The organism is Brachybacterium sp. GU-2 (genome assembly GCF_030866705.2).
Taxonomy (GTDB): Bacteria; Actinomycetota; Actinomycetes; order Actinomycetales; family Dermabacteraceae; genus Brachybacterium; species Brachybacterium conglomeratum.
In genome coordinates, this window is sequence record NZ_CP133037.2 from 2,655,856 (window position 1) to 2,680,135 (window position 24,280).

Annotated in this window: 18 protein-coding genes; 13 read left to right on the top strand and 5 right to left on the bottom strand. The window is 73.7% G+C overall.

Annotated features, from left to right (window positions below; translation table 11 throughout):
* Positions 1–2: 2 nt before the first annotated feature.
* Entirely contained in the window at positions 3–1,397 is a 1,395-nt protein-coding gene (locus RBL05_RS12065; RefSeq protein ID WP_412523792.1) for an ABC transporter substrate-binding protein, read from the bottom strand.
* 239 nt (positions 1,398–1,636) lie between these two features.
* Between RBL05_RS12065 and RBL05_RS12070 the strand changes: the two genes are divergently transcribed.
* On the top strand, positions 1,637–2,704 hold the full coding sequence (locus RBL05_RS12070) for a sugar-binding transcriptional regulator (protein WP_318603657.1): 1,068 nt from the start codon (positions 1,637–1,639) through the stop codon (positions 2,702–2,704).
* Positions 2,705–2,928: 224 nt separating this feature from the next.
* Entirely contained in the window at positions 2,929–4,521 is a 1,593-nt protein-coding gene (locus RBL05_RS12075) for a mannitol dehydrogenase family protein (protein WP_308739259.1), read from the top strand.
* Between the two features lie 231 nt (positions 4,522–4,752).
* On the opposite strand, the gene RBL05_RS12080 is transcribed toward RBL05_RS12075, so the two are convergent.
* Positions 4,753–5,619, bottom strand: a complete 867-nt coding sequence (locus RBL05_RS12080) for a hypothetical protein (protein WP_308739258.1) — start codon at positions 5,617–5,619, stop codon at positions 4,753–4,755.
* A gap of 800 nt (positions 5,620–6,419) precedes the next feature.
* Here RBL05_RS12080 and RBL05_RS12085 point away from each other — a divergent pair.
* From RBL05_RS12085 to RBL05_RS12100, 4 genes are read left to right on the top strand one after another with little or no spacing between them, the layout of a single operon-like run.
* Entirely contained in the window at positions 6,420–7,787 is a 1,368-nt protein-coding gene (locus tag RBL05_RS12085; protein WP_318603658.1) for an aspartate kinase, read from the top strand.
* The gene (locus RBL05_RS12090) at positions 7,784–8,902 is read left to right on the top strand and encodes an aspartate-semialdehyde dehydrogenase (protein ID WP_308739257.1); all 1,119 of its coding nucleotides are present in this window, start codon (positions 7,784–7,786) and stop codon (positions 8,900–8,902) included. The genes RBL05_RS12085 and RBL05_RS12090 overlap by 4 nt, the downstream gene beginning before the upstream one ends.
* Positions 8,903–8,915: 13 nt before the next feature.
* Positions 8,916–9,824 carry a TetR/AcrR family transcriptional regulator gene (locus tag RBL05_RS12095; protein ID WP_308739256.1) on the top strand — a complete coding sequence of 303 codons (909 nt, stop codon included), beginning with the start codon at positions 8,916–8,918 and terminating at the stop codon, positions 9,822–9,824.
* 55 nt (positions 9,825–9,879) lie between these two features.
* Positions 9,880–10,452, top strand: a complete 573-nt coding sequence (locus tag RBL05_RS12100) for a PRC-barrel domain-containing protein (RefSeq protein WP_308739255.1) — start codon at positions 9,880–9,882, stop codon at positions 10,450–10,452.
* On the opposite strand, the gene RBL05_RS12105 is transcribed toward RBL05_RS12100, so the two are convergent.
* The gene (locus RBL05_RS12105; protein WP_308739254.1) at positions 10,449–12,626 is read right to left on the bottom strand and encodes a potassium transporter Kup; all 2,178 of its coding nucleotides are present in this window, start codon (positions 12,624–12,626) and stop codon (positions 10,449–10,451) included. The genes RBL05_RS12100 and RBL05_RS12105 overlap by 4 nt on opposite strands.
* A gap of 145 nt (positions 12,627–12,771) precedes the next feature.
* On the opposite strand from RBL05_RS12105, the gene RBL05_RS12110 reads away from it, so the two are divergent.
* The 6 genes from RBL05_RS12110 to RBL05_RS12135 all read left to right on the top strand — a co-directional run bounded on the left by RBL05_RS12110 (position 12,772) and on the right by RBL05_RS12135 (position 20,132).
* Positions 12,772–14,301: an MFS transporter gene (locus RBL05_RS12110; RefSeq protein WP_308739253.1), complete on the top strand. Its 1,530-nt coding sequence runs from the start codon at positions 12,772–12,774 to the stop codon at positions 14,299–14,301.
* A 2-nt stretch (positions 14,302–14,303) separates the two neighbouring features.
* Positions 14,304–14,915, top strand: coding sequence for a TetR/AcrR family transcriptional regulator (locus RBL05_RS12115; protein ID WP_308739252.1), 612 nt, complete (start codon positions 14,304–14,306; stop codon positions 14,913–14,915).
* A 30-nt stretch (positions 14,916–14,945) separates the two neighbouring features.
* The gene (locus tag RBL05_RS12120) at positions 14,946–16,262 is read left to right on the top strand and encodes an ROK family protein (RefSeq protein WP_308739251.1); all 1,317 of its coding nucleotides are present in this window, start codon (positions 14,946–14,948) and stop codon (positions 16,260–16,262) included.
* A gap of 325 nt (positions 16,263–16,587) precedes the next feature.
* A complete protein-coding gene (locus RBL05_RS12125; RefSeq protein WP_308739250.1) occupies positions 16,588–17,385 on the top strand; it encodes a sugar phosphate nucleotidyltransferase in 798 nt (265 codons plus the stop codon).
* On the top strand, positions 17,382–18,635 hold the full coding sequence (locus RBL05_RS12130) for a galactokinase family protein (protein ID WP_308739249.1): 1,254 nt from the start codon (positions 17,382–17,384) through the stop codon (positions 18,633–18,635). Before RBL05_RS12125 ends, RBL05_RS12130 begins: the two co-directional genes overlap by 4 nt.
* 156 nt (positions 18,636–18,791) lie before the next feature.
* Entirely contained in the window at positions 18,792–20,132 is a 1,341-nt protein-coding gene (locus RBL05_RS12135) for a glycosyltransferase family 4 protein (RefSeq protein ID WP_308739248.1), read from the top strand.
* A gap of 10 nt (positions 20,133–20,142) precedes the next feature.
* On the opposite strand, the gene RBL05_RS12140 is transcribed toward RBL05_RS12135, so the two are convergent.
* Together RBL05_RS12140 and RBL05_RS12145 are read right to left on the bottom strand one after the other, a co-directional pair.
* The gene (locus RBL05_RS12140; protein ID WP_308739247.1) at positions 20,143–21,297 is read right to left on the bottom strand and encodes an adenosine deaminase; all 1,155 of its coding nucleotides are present in this window, start codon (positions 21,295–21,297) and stop codon (positions 20,143–20,145) included.
* A 128-nt stretch (positions 21,298–21,425) separates the two neighbouring features.
* On the bottom strand, positions 21,426–21,893 hold the full coding sequence (locus tag RBL05_RS12145; RefSeq protein WP_308739246.1) for a hypothetical protein: 468 nt from the start codon (positions 21,891–21,893) through the stop codon (positions 21,426–21,428).
* Between the two features lie 223 nt (positions 21,894–22,116).
* Between RBL05_RS12145 and RBL05_RS12150 the strand changes: the two genes are divergently transcribed.
* Complete coding sequence (locus RBL05_RS12150; protein ID WP_318603659.1) at positions 22,117–24,096, top strand: sigma-70 family RNA polymerase sigma factor; 1,980 nt, start codon at positions 22,117–22,119, stop codon at positions 24,094–24,096.
* Positions 24,097–24,280 lie beyond the last annotated feature (184 nt).

Below are 24,280 nucleotides of genomic sequence, written 5' to 3' on the forward strand. Positions count from 1 at the left end.
GCTCAGCCCTCCCAGCCGTAGGTGCGGGCGACGGACTCGGCGAAGCCCTGCGCCTGGTCGAGGGCCTCCTCGACGCTCTTCTGCCCGGCGATCGCGGCGGAGAACTGCTGGCCGACGCGGGTGCCGAGGTCCTGGAACTCGGGGATCACGACGTTCTGCAGTCCGTCGTAGGGGACGTCCACGGTCATCGAGTTCTCCTGGGTCGAGTTCTCCATCGAGTCGAGGGTCGGCTCGGCGTAGGTCTTCGAGAGCTCCGCGTACTCGGGGATCTCGTAGGTGGACAGGCGCGACCCGGGTGGCAGCGCCTCCCAGCCGATCTCCTGGCCCACCAGCTGGAAGTAGTCGGGGTGGGTCATCCAGGCGATGAACTCCCAGGCCGCGTCCTTCTTGCGGCTGGTCTCGGGGATCGCGAGCGCCCAGGAGTAGAGCCAGCCGGCGTACTCGGTGTCCTTCGTCGGCCCGAGCGCGTAGCCGGTCTTCCCGACGACGGTCGAGGAGTCGGGGTTCTCGACGCCGGAGACCATCGAGGAGGCGTCGAACCACATGGCGGCGTTGCCCTGGCTGAACTGGGTCAGGCACTCGCCGAAGCCGGAGGTCGCGGCGCCGGGCTGGCCGTAGGAGCGCAGGGTGTCGACGTAGAGCGCGACGGCGTCGTGCACCTCGGGGGAGTCCAGTCGCGGCGCCCAGTCCATGTCGAACCAGCAGCCGCCGAAGGTGTTGATCACGGTGCTCATCGGGGCGAGGTTCTCGCCCCAGCCCGCGAGTCCGCGCAGCGCGATCCCGCTCATGCCCGCCTCGGGGTCGTGCAGGGTCTGGGCGAAGGAGCGGATGTCGTCCCAGCCGGGACGTTCGGGCATGGTCAGGCCCGCCTCGTCGAAGAGGTCCTGGCGGTAGACGAGGAAGGCGCTCTCGCCGTAGAAGGGGACGGAGTACATCGCGCCGTCGACGGTGAGCGCGTCCTTGATCGTGGGGACGAAGTCCTCCGGCGCGTAGCCCTCGGTGCGGGCGATGTACGGCTCGAGGTCGGTGAGCCAGCCGTTCGGGGCCCACAGCGGGGTCTCGTAGTTCGAGATCATCACGACGTCGAACTCGCCGCCGCCGGAGGCGACCGAGGCGGTGATCTTCGCGCGCGCCTCGTTCTCCGGCAGGGACACGAAGCGCACGTCGATGTCGGGATGCTGGGCGGTGAAGCGGTCGATGAGGCTGATCGCGTCCTGCATCTGCGGGTTCGAGACGATCGCGACGACGATCGACTCCTTCCCGCCGGCGGAGGAGCCGGCGCCGCATCCGGCGAGGCCGGCGGCACCGAGGCCCGCGGCGAGCCCGGCGCCGAGGACCGTGCGCCGTCGGGGACGGGAGGGCCGTGGCGGGGGAGAGGGGTGGGGACGGGGACCCATGCGCTGTTCTCCTGTGAACATCGCGGAGACGGGCCGCTCGGGCGCGTCGTCGCGGAGGGCGGGCACGGTCGGCGCCTCGGGGGCGTGCCCGGGAGGGCACGGCCGACGGGACGACCGTTCGCTCAGATGAGCGGGGAGACTTCTCAACTGAGGGTGAGCGTAGTCATATACGCTCAGCCGAGCAACCATCTGCCCTCACCTGAGGGGATCTGTGCAGTGGGCGGAGGGAGGAGTCGGGAGTGGACGAGCAGACCGCGGCCCGGACGGCGGGCGAGAAGGTCGGAGTCCGGAAGGCGGACACGCGTGCCGGGACTGCGGACGTCCGCGCCGGGAAGACGGATGCGCCAGCCGGGACGGCGGATGAGCGAGCCGGCGGCGGTGCGCCCGAGGCGATCGCGCTCAAGGTCACCCTCGCGAGCGAGCACCACCTCGAGGGCGTGCCGAAGATCGAGCTCGCCCGGCGCCACGGACTCTCCCGCTTCCAGGTCGCGCGCCTGCTCGACGAGGCGCGCGCCGAGGGCATCGTCCGCATCGAGGTCGTCGACCCGACCGCCGCCGGCCGCGACCTCTCCCCGCTCGCCGAGCGCCTGGGCATCTCCTCCGTCACCGTCGCGATCGACCGTCCCGGCGAGGTGCCCCGCGCCGCGCTCGCCCGCCAGGTCGCGGGCCTGCTGCTGCGTCACCTGCGCGAGGGCGGGCGGCTCGGCGTGGCCTGGTCGCGCACCCTCATGCACCTGCCCGCCGCGCTCGACGCGCTGCCCGCGGCCGACATCGTCCAGCTCGTCGGCCCCGTGAGCACCGCCGGGCACTCGACCGCGCAGTCCTCCGCGCTGGTCCATGAGCTCGGCGCCCGCTCCGGCGGCCAGGTCTGGGCCCTGCCCACCCCGCTCATCGTCGACTCCCCGCAGGTCGCGGCCTCGCTGCGCTCCATGGACGAGGTGCGCACGGCGCTCGATGCGGCCGACGGGCTCGACGTCGCGACCGTGTCCGTCGGCGCCTGGGCCGACGGGGCCTCGACCCTCTGGAGCCGGCTGCGCCCCGCCGAGCAGCAGCGCGCCCTCGACGCCGGCGTCGTCGCCGAGATCTGCGGGATCCTGCTCGGCGAGAACGGTGCCGTGTGGCACTCCGCCGTCGAGGACCGCGTGATCGGGGTGCGGCCCGATCAGCTGCGCCGCGCCCGCGTCATCGCCGCGATCCCCGCCGTCGGCCATCCCGAGGCGGTGCTCGCCGCGGCCCGCTCCGGCCTCGTCGACGACATCGTCCTCGCCCCCGAGCTCGCCGAGCAGGTCGAGGCGCTGCTGGGCTGAGCGCGGCCCCTCCATCCTCGGCCGGCCGCTCTGCCTCTGCTGTGCTGGCCGATCCGGTCGCGCGCTGCGCCGCCGTGTCACCTCGGGTCGACCGCGCCTCCGCTCAGCGCCCTCGGGTCCGCGGTGAGCCCGGCGTCGAACAGGTGAGCGCCACCCTCTGCTCATTTGACGTCGGAGTGTGTATCGTCGGGCGCACCCCCGATTCCTCGTCGAAGGATGAGCCGATGACCGCTCCGACCGCCCTGACCTCCGCCGCCCTCCCCGAGATCGCCGCCCGCGGCGAGGTCGCCACCCCGCAGCAGCCGCTGGACGAGCGACGTGTCGGCATCGTCCACTTCGGCGTCGGCGGCTTCCACCGCGCCCATCAGGCGATGTACCTCGACCGCCTCATGAACGCCGGACGCGGCCTCGACTGGGCGCTCTGCGGCGTCGGCCTGCTGCCGGGCGACGCCCGGATGCGCGACGCGCTCGACGCCCAGGACTCCCTGTACACCCTGGTCACGAAGGCACCCGACGGGACGCGCGACCCCCGCGTCATCGGCTCGATCGCCCGCTACCTCTTCGCGCCCGACGACCCCGAGGCCGTGCTCGCGCAGATGACCGACCCGGCCGTGCGGATCGTCTCGCTCACCGTCACCGAGGGCGGCTACAACTACAACCCCTCCACCGGGGAGTTCCAGTACGAGACCGAGGCGGTCGCCTCGGACCTCGCCACGCGGTTCGATCCTGCCGACGCCCAGGCGGCGGCCCTCGCGGGCTCGAACGACGGCGGCGCGAACTCCGCGCAGCAGGTGGGTCAGCCCCGCACGATGTTCGGGTACGTGGTCGAGGCACTGCGCCGCCGACGCGAGGCCGGCACCGCCCCTTTCACGGTCATGTCCTGCGACAACGTGCGCGGCAACGGGGACCTCGCCAAGCGCATGATCCTCGCCTATGCCCGCCGCCGCGACGAGAACGGCCTGCACGGCGATGCCCCGATCGCGGACTGGATCGCCTCCGAGGTCGCGTTCCCCAACTGCATGGTCGACCGCATCACCCCTGTCACCGCGGAGTCGGACATCGAGATGATCGCCGAGGACTACGGCATCGAGGACGCCTGGCCGGTGGTGAGCGAGGACTTCGTGCAGTGGGTGCTCGAGGACGAGTTCCCCGCCGGCCGCCCCGCCTGGGAGGAGGTCGGCGTGCAGATGGTCGAGGACGTCGAGCCGTACGAGCTGATGAAGCTGCGCCTGCTGAACTGCTCCCACCAGGCCATCGCCTACTTCGGTCTGCTGCTCGGGCAGACCTACGCTGACGAGGCCGCCGTCGATCCGCACCTCGCCCCCTTCACCCGCACCCTGTACATGGACCGCGAGGGCACCCCGACCGTGCCCGAGGTGCCCGGCATGGACCTCGACGCCTACAAGGACGAGCTCATGGCGCGCTTCGCGAACACGAGCGTGAAGGACACCCTCGCCCGCCTCGCCGCCGAGTCCTCCGACCGCATCCCCACCTGGCTCGTGCCCGTGATCCGGGAGAACCTCGAGGCCGGCCGCGACGTCTCCGCCTCCGCCGCGATCGTCGCCTCCTGGGCCCGCTACGCCGAGGGCACCGGGGAGAACGGCGAGCAGTGGCCGGTGGTGGACCGCCTGCACGACCGCGTCATGGCCGCCGCCGCGAAGCACGACGAGGACCCGCTCGCCTTCCTCCGCGACGAGGAGCTGTTCGGCGACCTCGTCGAGCACGAGGCGTTCACGACGCCCTACCTCCACGCCCTCCAGGTGCTCCGCACCGACGGCGCCCGCGCCCTCCTCACCGAGCTCACCGCCGGCCTCTGACCCGGTGCGGCGATACGTGGCTTTGTGTCGTTATTGCGAGCCATTCGAGCACAAAGCCACGTCTCGCCCCCTGCGCCGCGGAGGATTCGGCACATCGTCATCGCGGGCCTGGTCCGGGGGCCGCCGCGCACGGCCAGCTCGGAGCCTCGCATCGACTGGCCGACTCGGGGTGCTCGCGGCGCACGGCCGGTCGGACGCGAGTTCATCCTGTGCGGCCGACTCGAGGTGCGCTCATCCCGTGTGGCCGCGCCTGCGAAGCTCGGACGTCACTCGCTCGATGGCCCGAGCTGCGCCATGGTCCATGTCGCCCACGGAGACCACGAGCTCGGTCCATCCCGCGAGCCGTCGTCGCTCCCCGCGCAGGATGTCCTTCTCCTGCTGCGTCCGGCTGCGGTGGTGCCTCCCGTCGTACTCGAGGCAGACCTTCCACTGCGGCCACGCCATGTCCGGCTCCCCGAGCCATCGCCCGTCCTGACGGATCGTCGTGTTCAACAGGGGCTCGGGCAGGCCCGCCCGAAGGAGCGCGAGGCGGAGGAACGTCTCCTGAGGAGAGTCGGCGCCGACGCGGACGTCCGCCATCGCGGAGCGCAGCCGGCGTGACCCGCGGCCCCGGAACCGAGCGACGTCGTCGGAGAGCTCGTCGATCGGGACATGAGGCAGGCTGCGGCCCTCGAGGGAGGGACGAGGCATGCGCACGAGATGATCGCCGATCGCCACCATGTCTTCCTGGGGAAGCACCTCGGCGAGCTCGAGGAAGGTGCGCAGGCGCGTGGTGGTGCCGATGCCGCGCAGGCGGGTCCTCTCGCGAGACGAGATGTCGCTGGATCGCCACGTCACCTGCTTCGTGTTGAGCCGATGGACTCCGGTGAGGGACATGGTGATCGTCGAGTCCGGGTCGTCGACGTCCCAGGAGCTGAGGTAGAGCGGAAGGGGAAGGTTCCACAGCCTGGCCGCGCTGAGCCCGCAGGCGACCGCGTCCGGGTCGGCGCGCTGCAGCGCACGGATCACGTCGGCCTCGCGGACCGTGGTCGCCCCCTCTTCGTGCAGGGTCCCGTCGCTCTCGGGCGAGCTCGCGGCCCCGGTCGACTGTTCCGTCATGACATAGAGCCCTCGGTCGATGCGTGAGACGTCGGCGGCGCGCAGTCTGCCTCCCGAGACTCCAGCGGCTCGTGCTTCAGCGGCGGTGAACACGGGCCTGCTGAGCGAGGCGGGGAGCGGGAGCAAGCGGCGCGGCATGCAGGGAGCATGCCCCGCACGTGCCGCCCCGTCGCACTGCCCTCCACATCACCTCGGCGGGCGGCATGGATCGCCAGGTCATGACCCCGGACCGCTCCTCCACAGCACCTCGGCCAGAGGTCGCCTCAGACTCGGTGAGCTGGCGGCGCGCTCCCGGTGTGGATGCCGCTGCCGCGCTGCCATCACACTCCGGGCAGCTGCCGCCGCGGTCCCGGCGTGCCCACACAACGCGAGACGTGGCTGAGTGACGGTATGGGCCCACATAAGAGCACAAAGCCACGTCTCTGTGAGCCTTCCGGTGCTGATGTCGAGGAGCGAGGATCGGTGACCGGGCCGCGGGGCCCAGCCGCGGCGCGCCCGGGGTGGTGTTGCGCCGGTCACGTGCGCGAACCGTCCTGACCTGGCCCGCTGTCTCGAATGACGAGGTCACTGGGGCTTCGGGGAGCCGTCTTCGTAGACTGGCCTGCGTGTCGCGACGGCGTCACCGGATCGTCCGGGACGAGCGGTGTCCGGCGGGAGGCGTGCGTCTGCGCCGCTCCCGCGAGGCCGGCTCGGACCGCACGGCACGGGGCGTCCGATCGGCTCGAGCGGACCCGCGACGGCGGAAGTCCGCGCACCCACGCACGATCCGCACCGTCCTCGACAGTCAAAGGAAACCGCTCATGAGCCTGGTCGTCCAGAAATTCGGAGGATCCTCCGTCGCTGACGCCGACTCGATCAAGCGCGTCGCGCGCCGCATCTCGATGTACTCCAGGGCCGGCCACAAGGTGGTGGTGGTGGTCTCCGCGATGGGGGACACCACCGACGACCTGATCGACCTCGCCGAGCAGGTGAGCCCGAACCCGCCGCCGCGCGAGATGGACATGCTGGTCACGGCCGGCGAGCGGATCTCGATGGCGGTGCTGTCGATGGCGCTGAACGACACCGGCGTGCACGCCCGCGCCTACACCGGCTCGCAGGCCGGGCTGATCACCGACGAGGCGCACGGCAAGGCGCACATCCTGCGCGTCACCCCGGGCCGGATCGAGGAGGCGCTGGAGGAGGGCGCGGTCGCGATCGTCGCCGGATTCCAGGGCGTCTCGCAGACCACGAAGGACATCACCACCCTCGGCCGCGGCGGCTCGGACACGACCGCCGTCGCGCTCGCCGCGGCGCTCGAGGCGGACGTCTGCGAGATCTACTCCGACGTCGACGGCGTGTTCACCGCCGATCCCCGGATCGCGCCCGCCGCGCGCCGCGTCCCCGTCATCTCCAGCGAGGAGATGCTGGAGATGGCCGCGAACGGCTCGAAGATCCTCATGGCGCGCAGCGTCGAGTACGCGCGCCGCTACGGGGTGCCGCTGCACGTGCGCTCCTCGTACTCGGGCCGGCTCGGCACGATCGTCACCGACGAGCCCGACCGCGAGATCCCGATCGACCCTGACGTCACCCTCCGCCCCGCGGACGCCGCCCGTCGCGACGCCGCCGACCCGACCAAGGAGCTCCCCATGGACGACATCGCAGCACCGGGCCTCGAGGCGCCGATCATCTCGGGCGTCGCCCACGACCGCAGCGAAGGCAAGATCACCGTCGTCGAGGTCCCGGACGCGCCGGGCAAGGCGGCGCTGCTGTTCGACGTGGTCGCCGGGACCGGCGCGAACATCGACATGATCGTGCAGAACTCCTCGACGGTCGACGACACCGTCGCGATCTCCCTGACCCTCCCGGAGTCCGACGCCCCCGCCTCCCTCGAGGCGATCGAGAAGGCGCGCGAGGCGATCGGCTTCACCGAGGTCCGCTACGACGACCAGATCGGGAAGGTCTCCATCGTCGGCGCCGGGATGCGCGCGCACCCGGGCGTCTCGGCGACCCTGTTCCGCTCGCTCGGCGAGGCGGGCATCAACATCGACATGATCTCAACCTCGGAGATCCGCATCTCCGTCGTCACCGAGCAGTCGCGGCTCGACGACGCGGTGCGCGTGATCCACACGGCGTTCGGCCTCGACGCCGAGCAGACCGAGGCCGTGGTCTACGGAGGGACCGGACGATGAACACCACCAGCACCCCGAGCTCCACCACCGCGCCCGACTTCTCGGGCACTCCCGGCTACGCGGCCGACGGGCCCGTCCTCGGCGTCGTCGGCGCGACCGGCCAGGTCGGGCGTGTGATGCTCGCCCTGCTCGCCGACCGCTCGGTCGCACACTCCGCGATCCGCGTGTTCGCCTCCGCCCGCAGCGCCGGCAGCACCGTCTCGTATGCGGGTCTCGACCTCGTGGTCGAGGACGCGGAGACCGCCGACATCACCTCCGAGGGGCAGCGGCTGGACGTCGCGATCTTCTCCGCCGGCGGCTCGACCTCGAAGGCGCTCGCGCCCCGCTTCGCCGAGGCGGGCGCCGTGGTCGTCGACAACTCCTCGGCCTGGCGCCGTGACGAGGAGGTGCCCCTGGTGGTCTCCGAGGTGAACCCGGAGCAGATCGCCGCCCCGAAGCGCGGCATCATCGCGAACCCCAACTGCACCACCATGGCCGCGATGCCGACCCTGAAGGCCCTCCACGACGAGGCGGGTCTGGCCCGGCTGAAGGTCGCCACCTACCAGGCGGTCTCCGGCTCCGGCGTGGCGGGTGTCGCGGAGCTCGCCGCGCAGGTCAGGAAGGGTGTCGACCATGTTGAGGAGCTCGCGCTGGACGGCTCCTCGGTGGACCTCGGCGAGCCGGGCGTGTACCAGGCGCCGATCGCGTACAACGTGGTCGCGCTCGCCGGGAACCTGATGGACGACGGCACCGGCGAGACCGACGAGGAGCAGAAGCTCCGCAACGAGTCCCGCCGCATCCTGGGCCTGCCGGACCTGCCCGTGGCCGGCACCTGCGTGCGCGTGCCGGTGATGAGCGGCCACGCCCTCGCGATCCATGCCGAGTTCGACCGGCCGATCACCCCGGAGCGCGCCCGCGAGCTGCTCGAAGCGGCGCCGGGCGTGACCGTCGTGGACCTGCCCACCCCGCTGATGGCGGCCGGCAAGGACGGCACATTCGTCGGCCGCATCCGACAGGACGCCTCGGTGCCGGACGGGAAGGGCCTGATCCTCTTCGCGGTGGCCGATAATCTCCGCAAGGGAGCAGCTCTGAACGCGATCGAGATCGCGGAGCTGATCGTCTCCCGCCGACGGTGAAGGAGGAACGCCGATGACAGGTGTCGTGACCAACGGGTCGCAGGGGGCCGGGACGGGACCGGTGCCGCCGTCGGCGGTCTTCTCCGATCGAGCCGGCGAGGAGGCGCCGTGCCGCGCGGGCGGCGGGGCGCTCGAGGAGCCGCTGGGCCGGGTGCTGCGCAACCTCGACACCGTCACCGAGTCCCAGGGCGGGCTCGGCGCGGGCCTCGAGGGCGCGCGCGGCGCCTCGAGCGACGGGGCCGCACGGGCGGCCGACGGGGCAGTCACGACCATCGGCTCCGGTACGGCCATCGGCTCCGGCACGGCCGACGGGTCCGGTATGGTCGAGGGCTCGATCGCCGCCGAGCCCTCGCGGCGGGAGATGATCCTCGACGCCGCCTCGGCCCTGTTCGCCGAGCGCGGCTACGACGGCGCGAGCCTGCGCGACATCTCGCGCCGCGTCGGGATCTCGCATCCCGGCATGCTGCATCACTTCTCGTCGAAGGAGGTGCTGCTCGGTGCGGTGATCGACCGGCTCGAGGCGCATGCGCAGGGTCTGCTGGACTCGGCCGACTCGATCGCCTCCTCGCCGGAGACGCTGATCGCGTCGCTCGGCGGTCCGTGGGATCCGCGCAAGCACTCGATGGCGCTGCTGGCGACGCTGTCGGCGGAGATCGTGGACCCGGGCCATCCCGGCCGCTTCCGCATCGCCCGGCTCCGACTGGTCCACGAGCACGTCCTGGAGCGCGTGTTCGACGGCCTCGACGAGCGGGGGCACCTGGTCGCCGGGACCTCGCCGAAGTTCCTCGCCCGCTCCCTGTTCTCCCTGCTGCTGAGCCTGACGGTGCGCGAGCACACGGTCCGCGAGCTGCAGAAGACCTCCGACGCGGACCCGATCGCGGACGTGCAGGAGTTCGTGCGGCTCTGCTGCGTGACCGACTGAGCGCCCGGACCCCGTCGGTAGACTCCGTGGGCGTGACCCCCTGCGAGGAGACCCGATGAGCGCCGAGCGCACCCCGGAGGATCGCACCTCCGGCCTCACCGGCGGGCCGGAGACCGGGGATGCGCGGGGCCAGCCCCTCACCCACCACCGGGCGCCGGGCCTGCAGGCCCTCGCCGGGCTCACGGTGCGCGGCAGCGACGACCGGTTCGTCGGCCGTGTGCGCGACGTCTACCAGTACGATGCGAGCGGTGAGCTCGCCGCGCTCACCGTGATGCCCCGCCAGCTGAGCTCGCGCACCGTGATGATCCCGGCCGCGGCGATCGGGGGGCTGACCCCGCCCGGGGCGAGCCCCGCGCCGGACAAGGACGCGGTGGTGCGCCTGCGCGTGGACGCGGCGACGGCGCGGGCCGGGAGGCGCCCGCCCGCGACCGCGCACGTCGGCCCCGAGGAGCTGCGCGAGGCCGCCGAGGCGCTCGGGCTGGGGCCCGAGGACGCGGCCGGCCCGGGGACGGCCGACGGGTCCGTGCACCGGTCCGGCACCGCGGACGCGGCGGGCCCGGACGACGGCGCGGGCCCGGACCGCGGGCACCACGTCGAGAGCTCCGCCCCCGAGGACGAGCCCCGCTAGAGCACCGTCTCGGCGCCCATCACCACGGTGCGCGACGGCGGCAGATGCAGCACCTGGGTGCGGTTCGCGGAGCCCTTCTCGAGAAGGCGCACGAGCCGCTTCTGCCAGCGCGGCATGACGGGCTCCTGCCCGGCCTCGATGCGGAACACCGACAGCACGTACATCGCCTCGTCCGCGTCGACCGCGAGCGCGGGCAGATGCCGCCGGCAGTCGTCGGCGCAGTCCGCCTCGTGCGGGTGCCCGAGCAGCGCGACCGCGGTGCGCAGCGCGGCGGGGACGTCCTGCGAGTCGTGGAAGCCGACCAGGTAGGTCACCTGCACGATCCCCGGCCCGATCTCGCGCGCGTGGACCCGGTCGTCGCGGTGGGCGTGCGGCACCCCGATGTGCTTCATCGTCACGATGACGACGTGCTCGTGGAGCACCCGGTTCATCTCCACCCCGGTGCGCAGCGCGAGCGGCACGGTGGTCGGATCGCCGTGCGGGTAGACGACCAGGCCCGGCACCCGTCGCACCGCGCAGTCGGGACCGGCGACGAACTGCTCGAGCGGCCCCTCGAGCTCCCGTCGGCGGCCGAAGAGGATCCGCGCCCCGCGATGCCACACCAGCATGATCGTGGTGAGCGCCGCCGCGATGACCAGGGAGATCCAGCCTCCGGCGGGGATCTTGACGATGTTCGCGGCGAGCAGCAGCAGCTCGAGCCCGCCGACCACCGCCGCGAGCGCCACCACCTGCCACAGCGGTCGGCGCAGGATCCGTCGCGCGTACAGCAGGTACAGCGCGAGCACCAGCAGGATCGTCGCGGTGACGGCCAGGCCGTAGGCCGCCGCGAGCGCCTCGGAGCGGCGGAAGACGAGCACCAGGGTGACCACCCCTGCGAAGAGCAGCAGGTTGATCGCGGGGAGGTAGACCTGGCCGCCGTGCTCGAGGGAGGTCTGGGTGACCTTCATCCGCGGCAGCAGCGACAGCCGCGTCGCCTGGCGCGCCACCGAGAACGCCCCGGAGATCACGGCCTGGGAGGCGATCACCGTCGCGACGGCCGAGAGCGCCACCAGCGGGATCCGCAGCGCCTCGGGCACGAGGGTGAAGAAGGGGTTCGCGATCGCGGCGGGGTCGGCGAGGATCAGCGCGCCCTGGCCCAGGTAGTTGATCACCAGCGCCGGGAGCACCAGCGCGAGCCAGGCGACCGCGATCGGGCGGCGCCCGAAGTGGCCCATGTCGGCGTACAGCGCCTCCGCACCGGTGATCGCGAGGACCACCGCGCCGAGCGCGATGAACGCGACGAAGGGACGGTCCGCCATGAACGCGATCGCGTGGTGCGGGGACAGGGCGCGCAGGATCGAGGGGCCGGCCAGCAGGTGCGGCAGCCCGATCGCGGCGAGGGTCAGGAACCACAGCGCCATCACCGGGCCGAAGAACCGCCCGATGCCGCCGGTGCCGCGGTGCTGCACGGCGAAGAGCGCGGTGAGCACGATCAGCGCGCCGGGCACGATCACGGCGTCGGGCACCGCGGCGGCCACCTCGATGCCCTCGAAGGCGGAGAGCACGGAGATCGCCGGGGTGATCACCGAGTCGCCGAAGAACAGCGCCGCCCCGATCACGCCGAGCACCAGCGCGACGGACGCCTCGCGCGGACCGACCCCGCCGGGCCCGTGCAGCTTGCGCAGCACCAGCGCGGTCAGGGCGAGGATGCCGCCCTCGCCCTGGTTGTCGGCCCGCATGATCAGGCCGATGTAGGCGAAGGTCACGATGATCAGCAGGCACCACACGACCATCGAGATCACCCCGAGCACGTCGGCCTCGGTGGGGGCGACGGCGTGGTGGTGGAGGCTGAACACGGTCTGCAGCGCGTACAGCGGGCTCGTGCCGATGTCGCCGAAGACCACGCCGAGCGCGCCGAGCGAGGCCGCGGCGAGCGGGGTCCGGGAGCGGGGCATACCGCGGTGGTCGAGATGGTGATGGCTGTGCGGGTGGTCGCGGGGCCCGGCGGGGGAGCGCGGCACGGTGCCGGTCGGCGGGATCGTGGCCGGCGGGCAGATCGGGCCGGCCGACGGGGAGGGCGGCGCGGCCGATGGGGGAGGGGCCTGCGAGGCGGGCTCGTCGGCCGGAGGGGTTCGCTCGGGGTCTGGGGTGAGGGGCTCGTCGGAGCGGGGCGAGCTCGAGGTGTCCTCGTGCACGGAGCGAAATCATGCCACCGCTGCGGCCCGATGCACCCGGCGGGAGCGTGCGGGTTCTGCTCCGTGCGTCACATCCCGCGCCAGATGACTCACACGAGCCGAACGGCTCTGGCAACGAACCGATCGGTTCGTTAGTCTCCGGGGCATGACGACCTCACGGACCTCCGCCGTCCCCTCGCCCGCGACCGTGCCCCTGGCCGGTCGCCGCGAGTGGGCGGCGCTCATCGTGCTCGTGCTCGCGGTGACGCTCCTCGTCGTCGACGGCACGGTGCTCTTCCTCGCGATCCCCTCGCTGACCGCGGACCTCGCCCCCACGGCCACGCAGATCCTGTGGATCGGGGACATCTACTCCTTCGTCCTGGCCGGACTGCTGGTCACCATGGGCAACCTCGCCGACCGCATCGGCCGCAAGCGCCTGCTCCTGATCGGTGCCGTCGCCTTCGGTGCAGCGTCGCTGCTGGCGGCCTTCGCCCCGAGCGCCGGGATGCTGATCGCCGCCCGTGCGCTGCTGGGACTCGCGGGCGCCACGATCATGCCCTCGACCCTGTCGATCATCCGCAACCTGTTCCACGACCCCGCCCAGCGCACCCGTGCGATCGCGCTGTGGTCCGCGGGCGCCATGGCCGGCGGCGCCGTCGGCCCGCTGGTCGGCGGGGCGCTGCTCGAGATGTTCTGGTGGGGCTCGGTGTTCCTCATCAACGTCCCGGTGATCGTGGCGGTCGTCGGGCTCGGCGCCTGGCTGCTGCCCGAGTCGCGCAGCCCTGTCGCGGGGTGGATCGACCTGCTCTCCGCACTGCTGTCGGTGCTGGCCGTGGTGCCCGTCGTCTTCGCGATCAAGCAGGTGCTCGGCGGCGGCGCCGGAGCGCCCGCCCTGCTGGCCGCCCTGGTCGGCGCCGCCGCGGCCGTCGTCTTCGTGCGTCGCCAGCGACGCCTGGCCACCCCGCTGATCGACGTCGAGCTCTTCCGCATCCCCGCCTTCAGCGGTGCGATCGCCGCGAACGGCCTGTCGATCTTCGCCTTCCTCGGGATGCTCTACTTCTTCTCCCAATACCTCCAGCTGGTCCGCGGCTTCTCGCCCTTCGTGGCCGGGCTCGCGGAGATGCCCGCGACGCTGGCCTCCCTCGTCGTGGTGGTCGTCGTCGGCGTGGCGCTCGCCCGGCTCGGACGGGGCCGCGCGATCGCCCTCGGGCTCGCCGTCGGGGCGCTGGGGCTGGCCGGACTCGGCGTCGCCGAGGGACTGCCGGGCTATCTCGGGATCGGGATCGCCCTGGCCGTGATCGGGCTCGGCACGGGCCTGTCGATGACGCTGTCCACCGACGCCGTGGTCTCCGCGGTGCCGCCCGAGCGCGCCGGCGCCGCCTCCTCGATCTCGGAGACCGCCTATGAGCTGGGCGTCGCGCTCGGCATCGGGGTGCTCGGCTCGCTGCACACCGCGATCTACCGTGCGGACCTCACGATCCCCTCCGGCACACCCGCCGCCCAGGCCGAGGCGATGGAGGACTCCCTCGCCCACACATCGAGCATCATGGGGGAGGGGGCGCCCCTGCTCGACCTCGCGCAGGACGCCTTCACGCACGCCACCCAGGCCACCGCCTATGTCGCCGCCGGGCTGCTGGCCCTCGCGGCCTTCCTCGCCTGGCGCCTCATCCCCTCCGAGACGACACCCAGGAGCTGATCGTGGAGAACGACGACCCCGGCACCGCCGACGAGCCCGTCACCGCCGACGAGCCCGCCGCGCAGCCCGCGCCCCAGCGCGACAAGGAGCGCACCCGCGCCGCGATCCTCGACGCCGCCGCGAGCATGATCGTGGAGCACGGCGGCGGGGTGAGCCTCGCGGACATCGCCCGACGCGCCGGGGTGTCCAAGGGGGCGCTGACCCACCACTTCCCGCACCGACTCGAGCTCGAGAAGGCCCTCGTGCACCGCTCCAACGAGCAGTTCTGGGCCGATGTGCACGCCCTCGTCGACCTCTCCGAGAACCGTCCCGGCAAGCTGCTGCGCGCCTACGTGCGCGCCCTGACCGCACCGGACTCGCGGGCGGCCGAGATCTTCTCCCCGTCCTCCCTGCTGACCGTCCTCGGCGACCGCCCGGGCATGGAGGAGCTGGTCGACGAGGACGCGGCACGCTGGCGCGAGGCGCTCTCGGCCGACGGCTTCGACCCGGCGCAGGCCCTCGTGGTGCGCCTGGCCAGCGAGGGGCTCGCGATGAACATGGGCACGCCCTATGCGACCGAGCAGGAGCGCGAGCTCGCCCATGCCCGCCTGCTCGAGCTGGCCGAGCCGCGCTGATCGGAGGCGGGCCCGTCTACGATGGCCGCCATGACGTCACCGAGCCGACCCGTGCGCGGGGCGGCGGACGGGACGCCCGGCCCCGCCGCTTCGGCCGGTCGCGCCGCCCCGGTGGGACACGCCGCGATGCGCTCGGCGAACCTGAGCCTGCTGCTGCGCCACCTCCACTCCCACGGCGGCCGCTCCCGCGCCACCCTCGCCCAGGAGACCGGACTGTCCAAGGCCTCGGTGACCTCGCTGATCGGTGACCTCGCCGAGCGCGGACTGGTCCAGGAAGGGCAGGTCGAGCGACGCGGCACCGTGGGCCGACCCGGCACCGAGGTGCGCATCGACCCCGGCCACGTCGCCGGCATCGGCCTCGAGCTCAACGTTGACCATCTCGCGGTGACCCTCCAGGACCTCGGCGGCCAGGTGCGCTTCCGCTCCTCCGTGCCGACGCCCGTGGTGGACGGCCAGGACGGCCGCTCCCACCCGGTCGCCCCCGTCCTGGACCTCGTCGCGCAGCAGCTGCGCGAGACGCTCGAGGCCGCCGCCGCGCAGGGCCTCTGGGTCGCCGGGGCCACCATCTCCCCGCCCGGTCCCGTGGACTACGCGGGCGCGACCGTCCGCTTCGCCTCGAACCTCGGCTGGACCGGCGTCCCCCTCGGTGAGGAGCTCGCGAGGCGCCTCGGCCCCGACATGCCGCCGCTCTCGATCGAGAACGACGCCAAGCTCTCCGCGCTCGCCGAGGCACCGCGCCTGGCCCGACAGGGGATCACCGACCTCGTCTATCTCATCGGCGACATCGGCGTGGGCGCCGGCATCATCGCCGACGGACGGCTGATCCGCGGCTGGTCCGGGTTCTCCGGCGAGGTGGGCCACATCGGCCTGGACCACGCCGGGGCGCCGTGCCGGTGCGGGCGGCGCGGCTGCTGGGAGACCCTCGTCGGCTTCGACACCGTGCTGGCCGTGTTGGACCCCGACGATCCCGCGCGGTCGGGCCACCTGCCCCTGCAGGAGCGGCTCCGCCGGCTCCGCGACCTGCTCGACGCCGGGGACGAGCGCCTCGTGCAGCGCTTCCGGGCCCTGCCGGGCGATCTCGCGCGCGGGGCCGGGGTGCTCGTCGACGTGCTGAACCCGCAGGCCATCGTGCTGGGCGGCTTCTTCGGCGCCTTCGCCGACGTGCTCGTGCAGCCGGTGCAGGAGGCGCTGGACGCGCGGCTGCTCACCCCGGACGGACGGGTGGAGGTGAGCGCCTCCGCGCTCGGCCTCGACGCGGCGGCGATCGGCGGCGCCGACATGGCCCTCGAGCGCGTGCTCGCGGACCCGCTCCTCGCCCCGATCCTCCCCGTCGGCGCCTCCCGCTGATCACCCGTCGCGCGGGGTCCGCAGCAGGTTTTGCTGCCCTGACGACTCATCCGGGCTCCCACATGAGTCGTGGCGGTACAAAAGGCGGGCGGCCGACGTGCGGCCAAGCCGGTGCGCGACCCGGCCGTCGGGCGGCCCGCCCGGCTCCCGCGGTTGACGCGTCGGCCGCCTGGGCCTAGTTTGTTCGCAACGTGAACGTTCGGCGCTTCGAGGAGGGCGTGACTCGGAGCTCGTCCCCCAGCAGTCCTGGTTCAACCGGTCTCTCGACGCGATCATCGAGCAGCTCGGCCTCCCGCACCGTCGCCGAGCACTACCGTCTGGGGGCATGACGATGATCGACACCGCAGTGGTCCTGGCCCGGGGGCTCGGCTCCCGCATGCGCAAGGAGGGCACCGGCGCACTCACCCCGGAGCAGGCCGAAGCCGCCGCCTCCGGCCACAAGGCCCTGATGCCCATCGGCTCCCACCGCCTGATCGACTACTCCCTCTCGGCCCTGGCCGACGCCGGCATCCGTCGCGCCGTGCTGGTGGTCGCCCCGGAGCACGAGGAGTTCGCCCGTCACGCCCGGCAGCTCGCGCCGCGCCGGCTCGAGATCGGCTTCGCCGTCCAGGCGGAGCCCCGCGGCACCGCCGACGCCGTCGCCTCCGCCCGCGACGCCGTGGGCGAGCGGCCCTTCGTGATGGTCAACGGCGACAACCTCTACCCCCGCGACGGGATCGCGGCTCTGCTGGAGCAGGAGCGCACCACCCTGCTCGGCTTCGGGCGGACCGCGCTCGTGGAGCACTCCAACATCGCCGCCGACCGGGTGGCGGCCTTCGCGATCGTCGAGCACGAGGACGGCGCGCTGCGACGGATCCTTGAGAAGCCGTCGGCCGAGCAGCTCGCCGCCGCCGGCCCCGAAGCCCTGGTCAGCATGAACGCCTTCACCTTCCAGCCGGAGATCTTCGAGGCCTGCGCCTCGATCGAGCCCTCGGCGCGCGGGGAGCTCGAGATCGTCGATGCCGTCCGCGCCCTGCCGGACGTGCGCGTGCTGCCCTTCGCGGGCGGGGTCCTGGACCTCTCGCGCCGCGACGACATCGACGAGGTCGAGCGCCGCCTGGCCGGCGTCGAGGTCGCCCTGTGAGCGCAACGGCGCGCTGGACCATGCCCGGCCGCATCGAGGTGCTCGGCAAGCACACCGACTACGGCGGCGGCCGCGTGCTGGTCTGCGCCGTGGACCGCGGCGTCACCGTGCACGCCGAGCGGGTCGACGGGCCGACGGGAACCCTCCAGGCGAGCACCGACGCCTACCCGGGCACTCTCCTCCTCGCCGCCGGCACCGCCCCGGTCCTTCCCGCCGGGCACTGGGGCCGCTACGTCCACACCGTCGTCGAGCGGCTGGGGGCGAACTTCGGCCCGCTGCCCGCTGCGCGGCTCACGATCACCTCGGACCTCCCGCCTGCCTCCGGCATGTCCAGCTCCTCCGCGCTGCTGACCGGCACCGCGCTGGCGCTCGCCGACCTCGCGGACCTGCCCGCCACCGAGGCCTGGACCTCCCAGATCCCCGACCGGGTGGCGCTGGCCGGCTACGCCGCCTCGATCGAGAACGGGAAGACTTTCGGGGCCCTCGCCGGACGGCCCGGCGTCGGCACCAGCGGCGGCTCGCTGGACCATACCGGCATGCTCGCAGGCCACGACGGCATGATCTCCTACGCCGAGTTCGACCCGATGCAGATCCTCGACCAGGTCGCCCTCCCGGAGGGCTGGTCCTTCGTCGTCGCCGTCTCCGGCGTGCTCGCGGAGAAGACGGGCGCCGCCCAGGCCTCCTACAACCGCGGCCCCGCCCTGCTCGGGCAGATCCTCGCGCGCTGGAACCGGGAGACCGGCCGGGCCGACGACTCGCTGCAGGGGGCGCTCCGCTCCCTCGTCCGCGAGGATCTCGAGGCGCCGCTCGCCGAGGACGAGACCCGCTGGGAGCCGCTGCGCCGCCTCGCCGCCGAGGGCGCCGAGCGGGACCGGCTGGACCAGTTCCTGCTCGAGTCCGCGGTGCTCGTGCCCCGCGCCCATCGCGCCCTGCGTGGCGGCGACCTCGACGCCTTCGCGGCCGCGGTCGACGTCTCCCAGCGCCTCGCCGAGACGCACCTCGGGAACCAGGTCCCCGAGACGATCGCGCTGGTCCGGCACGCGACCGCGCTCGGCGCCCGGGCCGCCTCCTCCTTCGGCGCCGGGTTCGGCGGGAGCGTCTGGGCGCTCGTCCCCACGCTCGAGGCCGACGCCTTCGCCGCGGACTGGATGGACCGCTACCGCGCTGCGGGCACGGCCTCATCGGCGGCGAGCGCGCTGGTCACGCGGCCCGGCGCTCCCGGTCGGCGAGTCGAGCCGGTCGCGGGCTGAGCCGGGCTCGGTGGGTCGAGCGGGCTGAGCCTGGCGCGGCGGGACGAGCGGGCTGAGCCGGGCGCCCGACGGGGTGCCGACGCAGAGGCTGCCCGAATGATGAGTAGACTCCATGGTCGTGGCTGTGCGCGGAGAGCTCCGAGGTGCAGGAGCGGGATGAGGATCCTGGTCCTGACCCATTACTACGCCCCCGAGTACGGGGCTCCCCAGCGCCGCTGGTCCGCGCTGGTCAGCCGCTTCATCGCGGCGGGTCATCGCGTCACGGTCGCCGCCCCCGCCCCGCACTATCCCTCCGGTCGCCCGACGGTCGAGCAGCGGCGTGACCACCGGGTCGGCGGAGCGGAGCACGGCGCGCACGGCGAGACCGTGCTGCGCACCGCCTACCTGCCGCATCGAGGCGACATCGGGACCCGCACCGCGGACCACCTGGTCACCGCCCTCGATGCCCTGTGGCGTCTGCGTCGACGCTTCGACCGCCCGGAGGACCGGCCGGAGGTCATCGTCGCGACCGCCCCCGCGATCCCCACCCTCCTCGTCGGGAGACTGCTGTCCGCACGGTGGGGTGTGCCGCTGGTGGTGGAGATGCGCGACGCCTGGCCGGACCTGGTCACGCAGGTCGGCGGTGCCGCGCGGGTCGTGCCCGGGGCGGTCGTGGCCGCTGTCCGCGCCGCTGGCGACGCCGGAGAGCGGCCGGGACGGCGTGAGGGAGCGGCCCGCGTCCTCTCCCTCGGACGTCTGCGCAGCAGCGTCGTGGCGCTCGCCAAGCGGGTAGTGCACCGTCAGGTCACCGACTGGCAGACCGAGGCGTATGCGGTGGTCACCACCACCTCCCGCTTCGCTGAGGTGCTGCGCGAGCGCGGGGTCTCGACTGTCCACGTGGTCCGCAACGGCACCGAGCTCTCGCGCGTCCGGGCCCAGCGGGACCATTCCCCCGGCGACCACGCCGAGCTGCGCTGCCTGTACCTGGGGAACATGGGCCGCTCCCAGGGGCTCGAGACCGTGGTCCGGGCGGCGGCGGTGCTCGCACGCGAGGGGGTTTCGCTGAGAGTGCGTCTGGTAGGGCACGGGGTGGCCGCTCCCGCGCTCGCAGCACTCGCCCGAGAGCTGGAGGCCCCGGTCGAGGTGCTGCCTCGGATCCCGCACCGAGAGGTCGGCGCGCAGTACGCCTGGGCGGACTCGGTCGTGGTGTCGCTGCGGTCGTGGGCGCCGTTCGCCTGGACCGTCCCCTCGAAGCTGTACGAGATCCTCGCGACCGGCCGCCATGTCACCGCGCTTCTGGAGGGGGAGGCCGCGGACATCGTCCGGGATTCCGGGGCCGGGGACGTCCTGCCGCCCGAGGACGTGGCGGCGTTGGTGGAGCTGTGGCGCGGACTTGCCGCGGACCGCTCCCGCACCGCGGTGCGGGCGAGCGGGCGGGACTGGGTGAGCGAGCACGCCGATGACGACGAGCTCGCACGCACCTATCTGGAGATCCTGCGCGAGGTCGTCGCGGGCTGATGCGTTCCGGTCAGCCCGCTCGCCGCGCCGCCGCATAGGCGGGACGCACGCCCTCCTCGCGCAGCGCCTCCCGCTGAGCCGCCGGGGCGAAGCCGCTGGCGAGCGCGGTGAGCGCGACCTGCTCGAGCTCGTCGACGCCCCAGTCCAGCGCCTCCGCGACCAGCGCCGTCTCGCGGGTGGTGCCGGTGCGGCTCATCAGCCGGTTGTCGCTGCTGAGCGCGAGCGCGAAGCCGGTCGCGTGGAGGCGGCCGACGGGATGCTCCGCGATCGTCCGGGCGATCCCGGTCTGCAGGTTCGAGCTGGGGCACACCTCCAGGCAGATCTGCTCCCGGTGCACGCGCTCGGCGACCGGACCGAGGGCGTCGCCGCCGTCGCCGTCGAAATCCTCGACCAGGCGCACCCCGTGGCCGAGCCGCTCGGCACCGGTCTCCAGCGCGTCGGCGATCGAGGCGGGGCCGTCGCCCTCCCCGGCGTGGAGGGTGACGCGCAGCCCCTCGGCCCGGGCGCGGGCGAACTGCGCGCGGAAGCGGGAGGCGGGGAAGCCGGCCTCGGGGCCGGCGAGGTCCAGCCCCACCACTCCCGCGGAGCCGACGGGCGCCCCGGGGCGCGAGCCGTCGGTGCGCCGCGCGAGCGCGATCTCCACCAGGTCGTCGCTCGGCTCGAGATGGCGCAGGTAGCACAGCAGCTGGCCGACCACGATCCGGCCTCCGCGGGCCTCGACCGCCGAGACGCCCTCGTCGAGCCCGTCCTGCACGGCCTGGACCGCCTCGTCGAGGGACAGTCCGCCCTCCGTGTGCTGGTGCGGCGCCCAGCGGGTCTCCGCGTACACGACCCCGTCGGCCGCCATGTCCTCCACGAACTCGCGCGCGATCCGGCGCAGCTGCGCCGCGGACTGCATGAGCGCGACGGTGCGCTCGAAGGTCGAGAGGTACTCGGGCAGCGAGCCGGAGTCCGCGGCGTCGTGGAACCAGTCCGCGACCTGCTGCTCGGTGACCTGCTCACCGGGGACCTGCTGCTCGGTGACCTGCTGCGCGCCCGCGCCCGGCGGGTCGATCCCCAGCTCGCGGCACAGGTCGATCACGGTCGCGGGGCGCAGCCCGCCGTCGAGGTGGTCGTGCAGGACGACCTTGGGCAGGGAGCGGACGAGGTCACGGGGCAGCGGCATCCCCGCAGGATACGCGGCGCGAGGAGCGGGCCGGCCGGGCCCCTGTGGTGGCCCGGCCGGCCCTTCCCGTCGACCCCGGCGGATCCCCATCCAGAGGCCGGGTCGACGCTCCGGTGCGGAATCGCCCGTCAGGAGGCGGCGCCCTTGCGGTAGCCGTTCGCCATCAGGTGATCGGCGAGGCCCTCGACGTCCGTGATCGTGACGGCGGCGCGGCGCAGGTCGCCGACCAGCGCCTCCGCTGCCGGGGTGCGGACCGGCGGTGCGAGCGCGGCCTCGAGCGCCCGGTCCAGCGCCTCGCGGGTCGCGGGGTCCGCCTCGCCAGGCAGGCCGTTCTCCTGGGCGAAGGCCTCCCAGGCCCTCTCACGCATCTGGTCGGTCAGGCGCATGCCCGCCTGCGAGGTGCGGCGGACCAGGGCGGAGAGGGTCCCGCCCTCGACCTCGAAGCCGCGGTCCACGACGGACCGCACCACATGGGTGGGGAAGGGGCCGACGGTCACCTCCTCGGCGCCGCTGGTGCACGTGATCCACGTGGACTCGTCGCGGATGTAGATCGTCAGGGCGTCCCCGTCGACATCCGTCAGCTCGATATTGCTCATGACTCTCCGCAGGTTCAGGGCCGGGCGCCCCCGGTGGGCGCCCGGCCATTCCACGCGCCGGCACCCGGTTCATGACGCGCGTCGCCGGATTCGTGACCAACTGGTGATCTTCTACACAAAGAGGACATAATGGGACAAGTCGTCCGTGGTCCTCGGTGAGGGTCGTCGGCGGCGTCACCGGTGGAGCCGCACGTCGCGGCTCCGAGAAGGGAAGGGCCGAAAGATGACGGAGTCGGAGTCGGAGTCGGGTCCTCGGCGCCGCGGCGGCGCCTCCGAGGCGCTCTCCGAGGAGGCCCTGCTCGACGCCGTGCGCGCAGGCGACACGGGCGCCTATGCGGAGCTGTACCACCGTCATCATCACGAGGCGCTGCGCTTGGCGCGGAGCCTCCCCGGTCATCACGACCCCGACGACGTCGCGCAGGAGGCGTTCTTGAAGATCCTCAAGTCGATCCTGCGAGGAGCGGGCCCGCGCCGCGGCTTCGCGCCCTATCTCATGCGGGTGGTGCGCCACGAGGCCGTGGACCGCGGTCGCCGCGCCCACGAGGATGCGGTCGAGGACCTCGAGCGCGCCGCGCCGGGCCGCCTCGTCTCCTCCGACGGCGTGGACGAGCTGCTGAACCGCCAGCTGGTCCGCACCGCCTTCGCCCGCCTGCCCGAGACCTGGCAGCGGATCCTGTGGCTGACCGAGGTCGAGGGGGAGACGCCCCGCGCCCTCGCTTCGCAGCTGGGTCGCAGCCCGAACGCGATCTCCCAGCTCTCGCGCCGGGCGCGCGAGGGGCTGCGCGCCGCCTGGCTCGAGGCCCATCTCGACACCGCCGACGCGTCCCCGCTCTGCCGCAGCACCGCCCGGGATCTCGACGACCTCGAGCGCGGTCGCCTCACGCGCGCCCGGGCCGGGGGCGTCGAGCGGCACCTCGCGGTCTGCCCGCGCTGCGCCGCCGCGCGTGAGGAGCTGCGCGGCCTCGCCGTGCAGATGCGCTCGGTGCTGCTGCCGGTGGTGCTCGGCTCGCCGCTGCTGCTCGAGCACCTGACCTCCGACGTGGCCGCCGTCGGCCCCGCGGCCGACGGCACGCCCGCACCGCGCACCGCGCTGCGCGCCCTGGAGCCGGTCGGGGCCGGGGGAGGCGGTCTCGGCGCTCTCCGGTCCGCGGTCTCCGCCCACGCGGGGGCGCTCGCGACCGCCGTGGCCATCGCCGCCGCGGTCGGCGGCGGCATGGTGCTGCTGGACCCCTCGAGCGTGAGCGGCCCGGTGCTGGGCACCGCGGCGACCTGGACCGACGAGGATGAGCCCGAGGACGGCGAGGGGGCCGCGGCCGGCCAGGCGCAGGACGATGCCGCGACGACCGCCTCCCCGTCCTCCCAGGGCGGCACGGGAACGGCGGGAACAACGCCCTCCACGGCCGACGGCGCCGCCACCCCGGTGCAGCTCCCTGCGGTGGGCGAGGACCAGGCAGGCACCACGACGACGCCGACCGGGACCGCCGACGAGGACCCCGCGCTGCCCGACTCGCCGACCGGTCTCGCACCGTCCGGGGCGGGGCAGGAGACCGGCGACCCCGACGTGCCGCAGGCCCCGACGGGCGATGCGCGCGAGGCCGGTGCGGCCGGCGCGACCGATTCCCCGGACTCTTCCGACGTTGACGGCCCGACCGGGGGCTCCGCGACGGGCGGCACTCCGACGAGCGACCCCACGACCGGTGAGCCGCCGACCGGTGATGCCCCGACGGACGGCTCCTCGAGCGGCGAGACGCCGACGGGCGGCTCCCCGACGGGCGGCGGCACGACGGACGACCCGGAGAAGGACCCGGAGACCCGCCCCACCCCGCCGGACCGTCCCGCCCAGGTCCCGCTGCCCGGCCTGCCCCGGCCGACCCTCCCGCCCGGGGACACGGACCCCGAGATCGTGGTCGGCGAGGGCGCCCTCGGAGGGCCCGGCGGCGGCACCTCGACGGAGAGCACTCCCTTCCAGGACGGCTCCGGGGGCGGCACCGGTGGCAACAGCGGGCAGATCATCATCAGGCCGATGCCGCCGCAGCAGGGGTCCGGTCCCGGGCCCACGCTGCCACCGGCGTCGCAGGGCCCGGGAGTGCTGATACCGCTCCCGACCGCGCCGCCCAGCGACTCCCCGCCGCCAAGCGACTCCCCGCCGTCCAGCGACGGCGGCGGGGAGACCGGCGGCGGTGAGAAGCGCGAGGAGGGCTGACCCGCGTCCGGCCCCGTCGGCCGGGCCCGCCGGTCGGGCCCGCCGGTCGGGCTCGTGTGCAGGCCCGGCCCGGGCGCGCGGCGGCCTTCAGCCGGCGAGGCGGAGGATGGACAACGGCTGGGTGACCTCACGGACCTCGTCCTCGGTGACGCCGGGGGCGGGTGCGGACGAGTCCGTCGGCGGT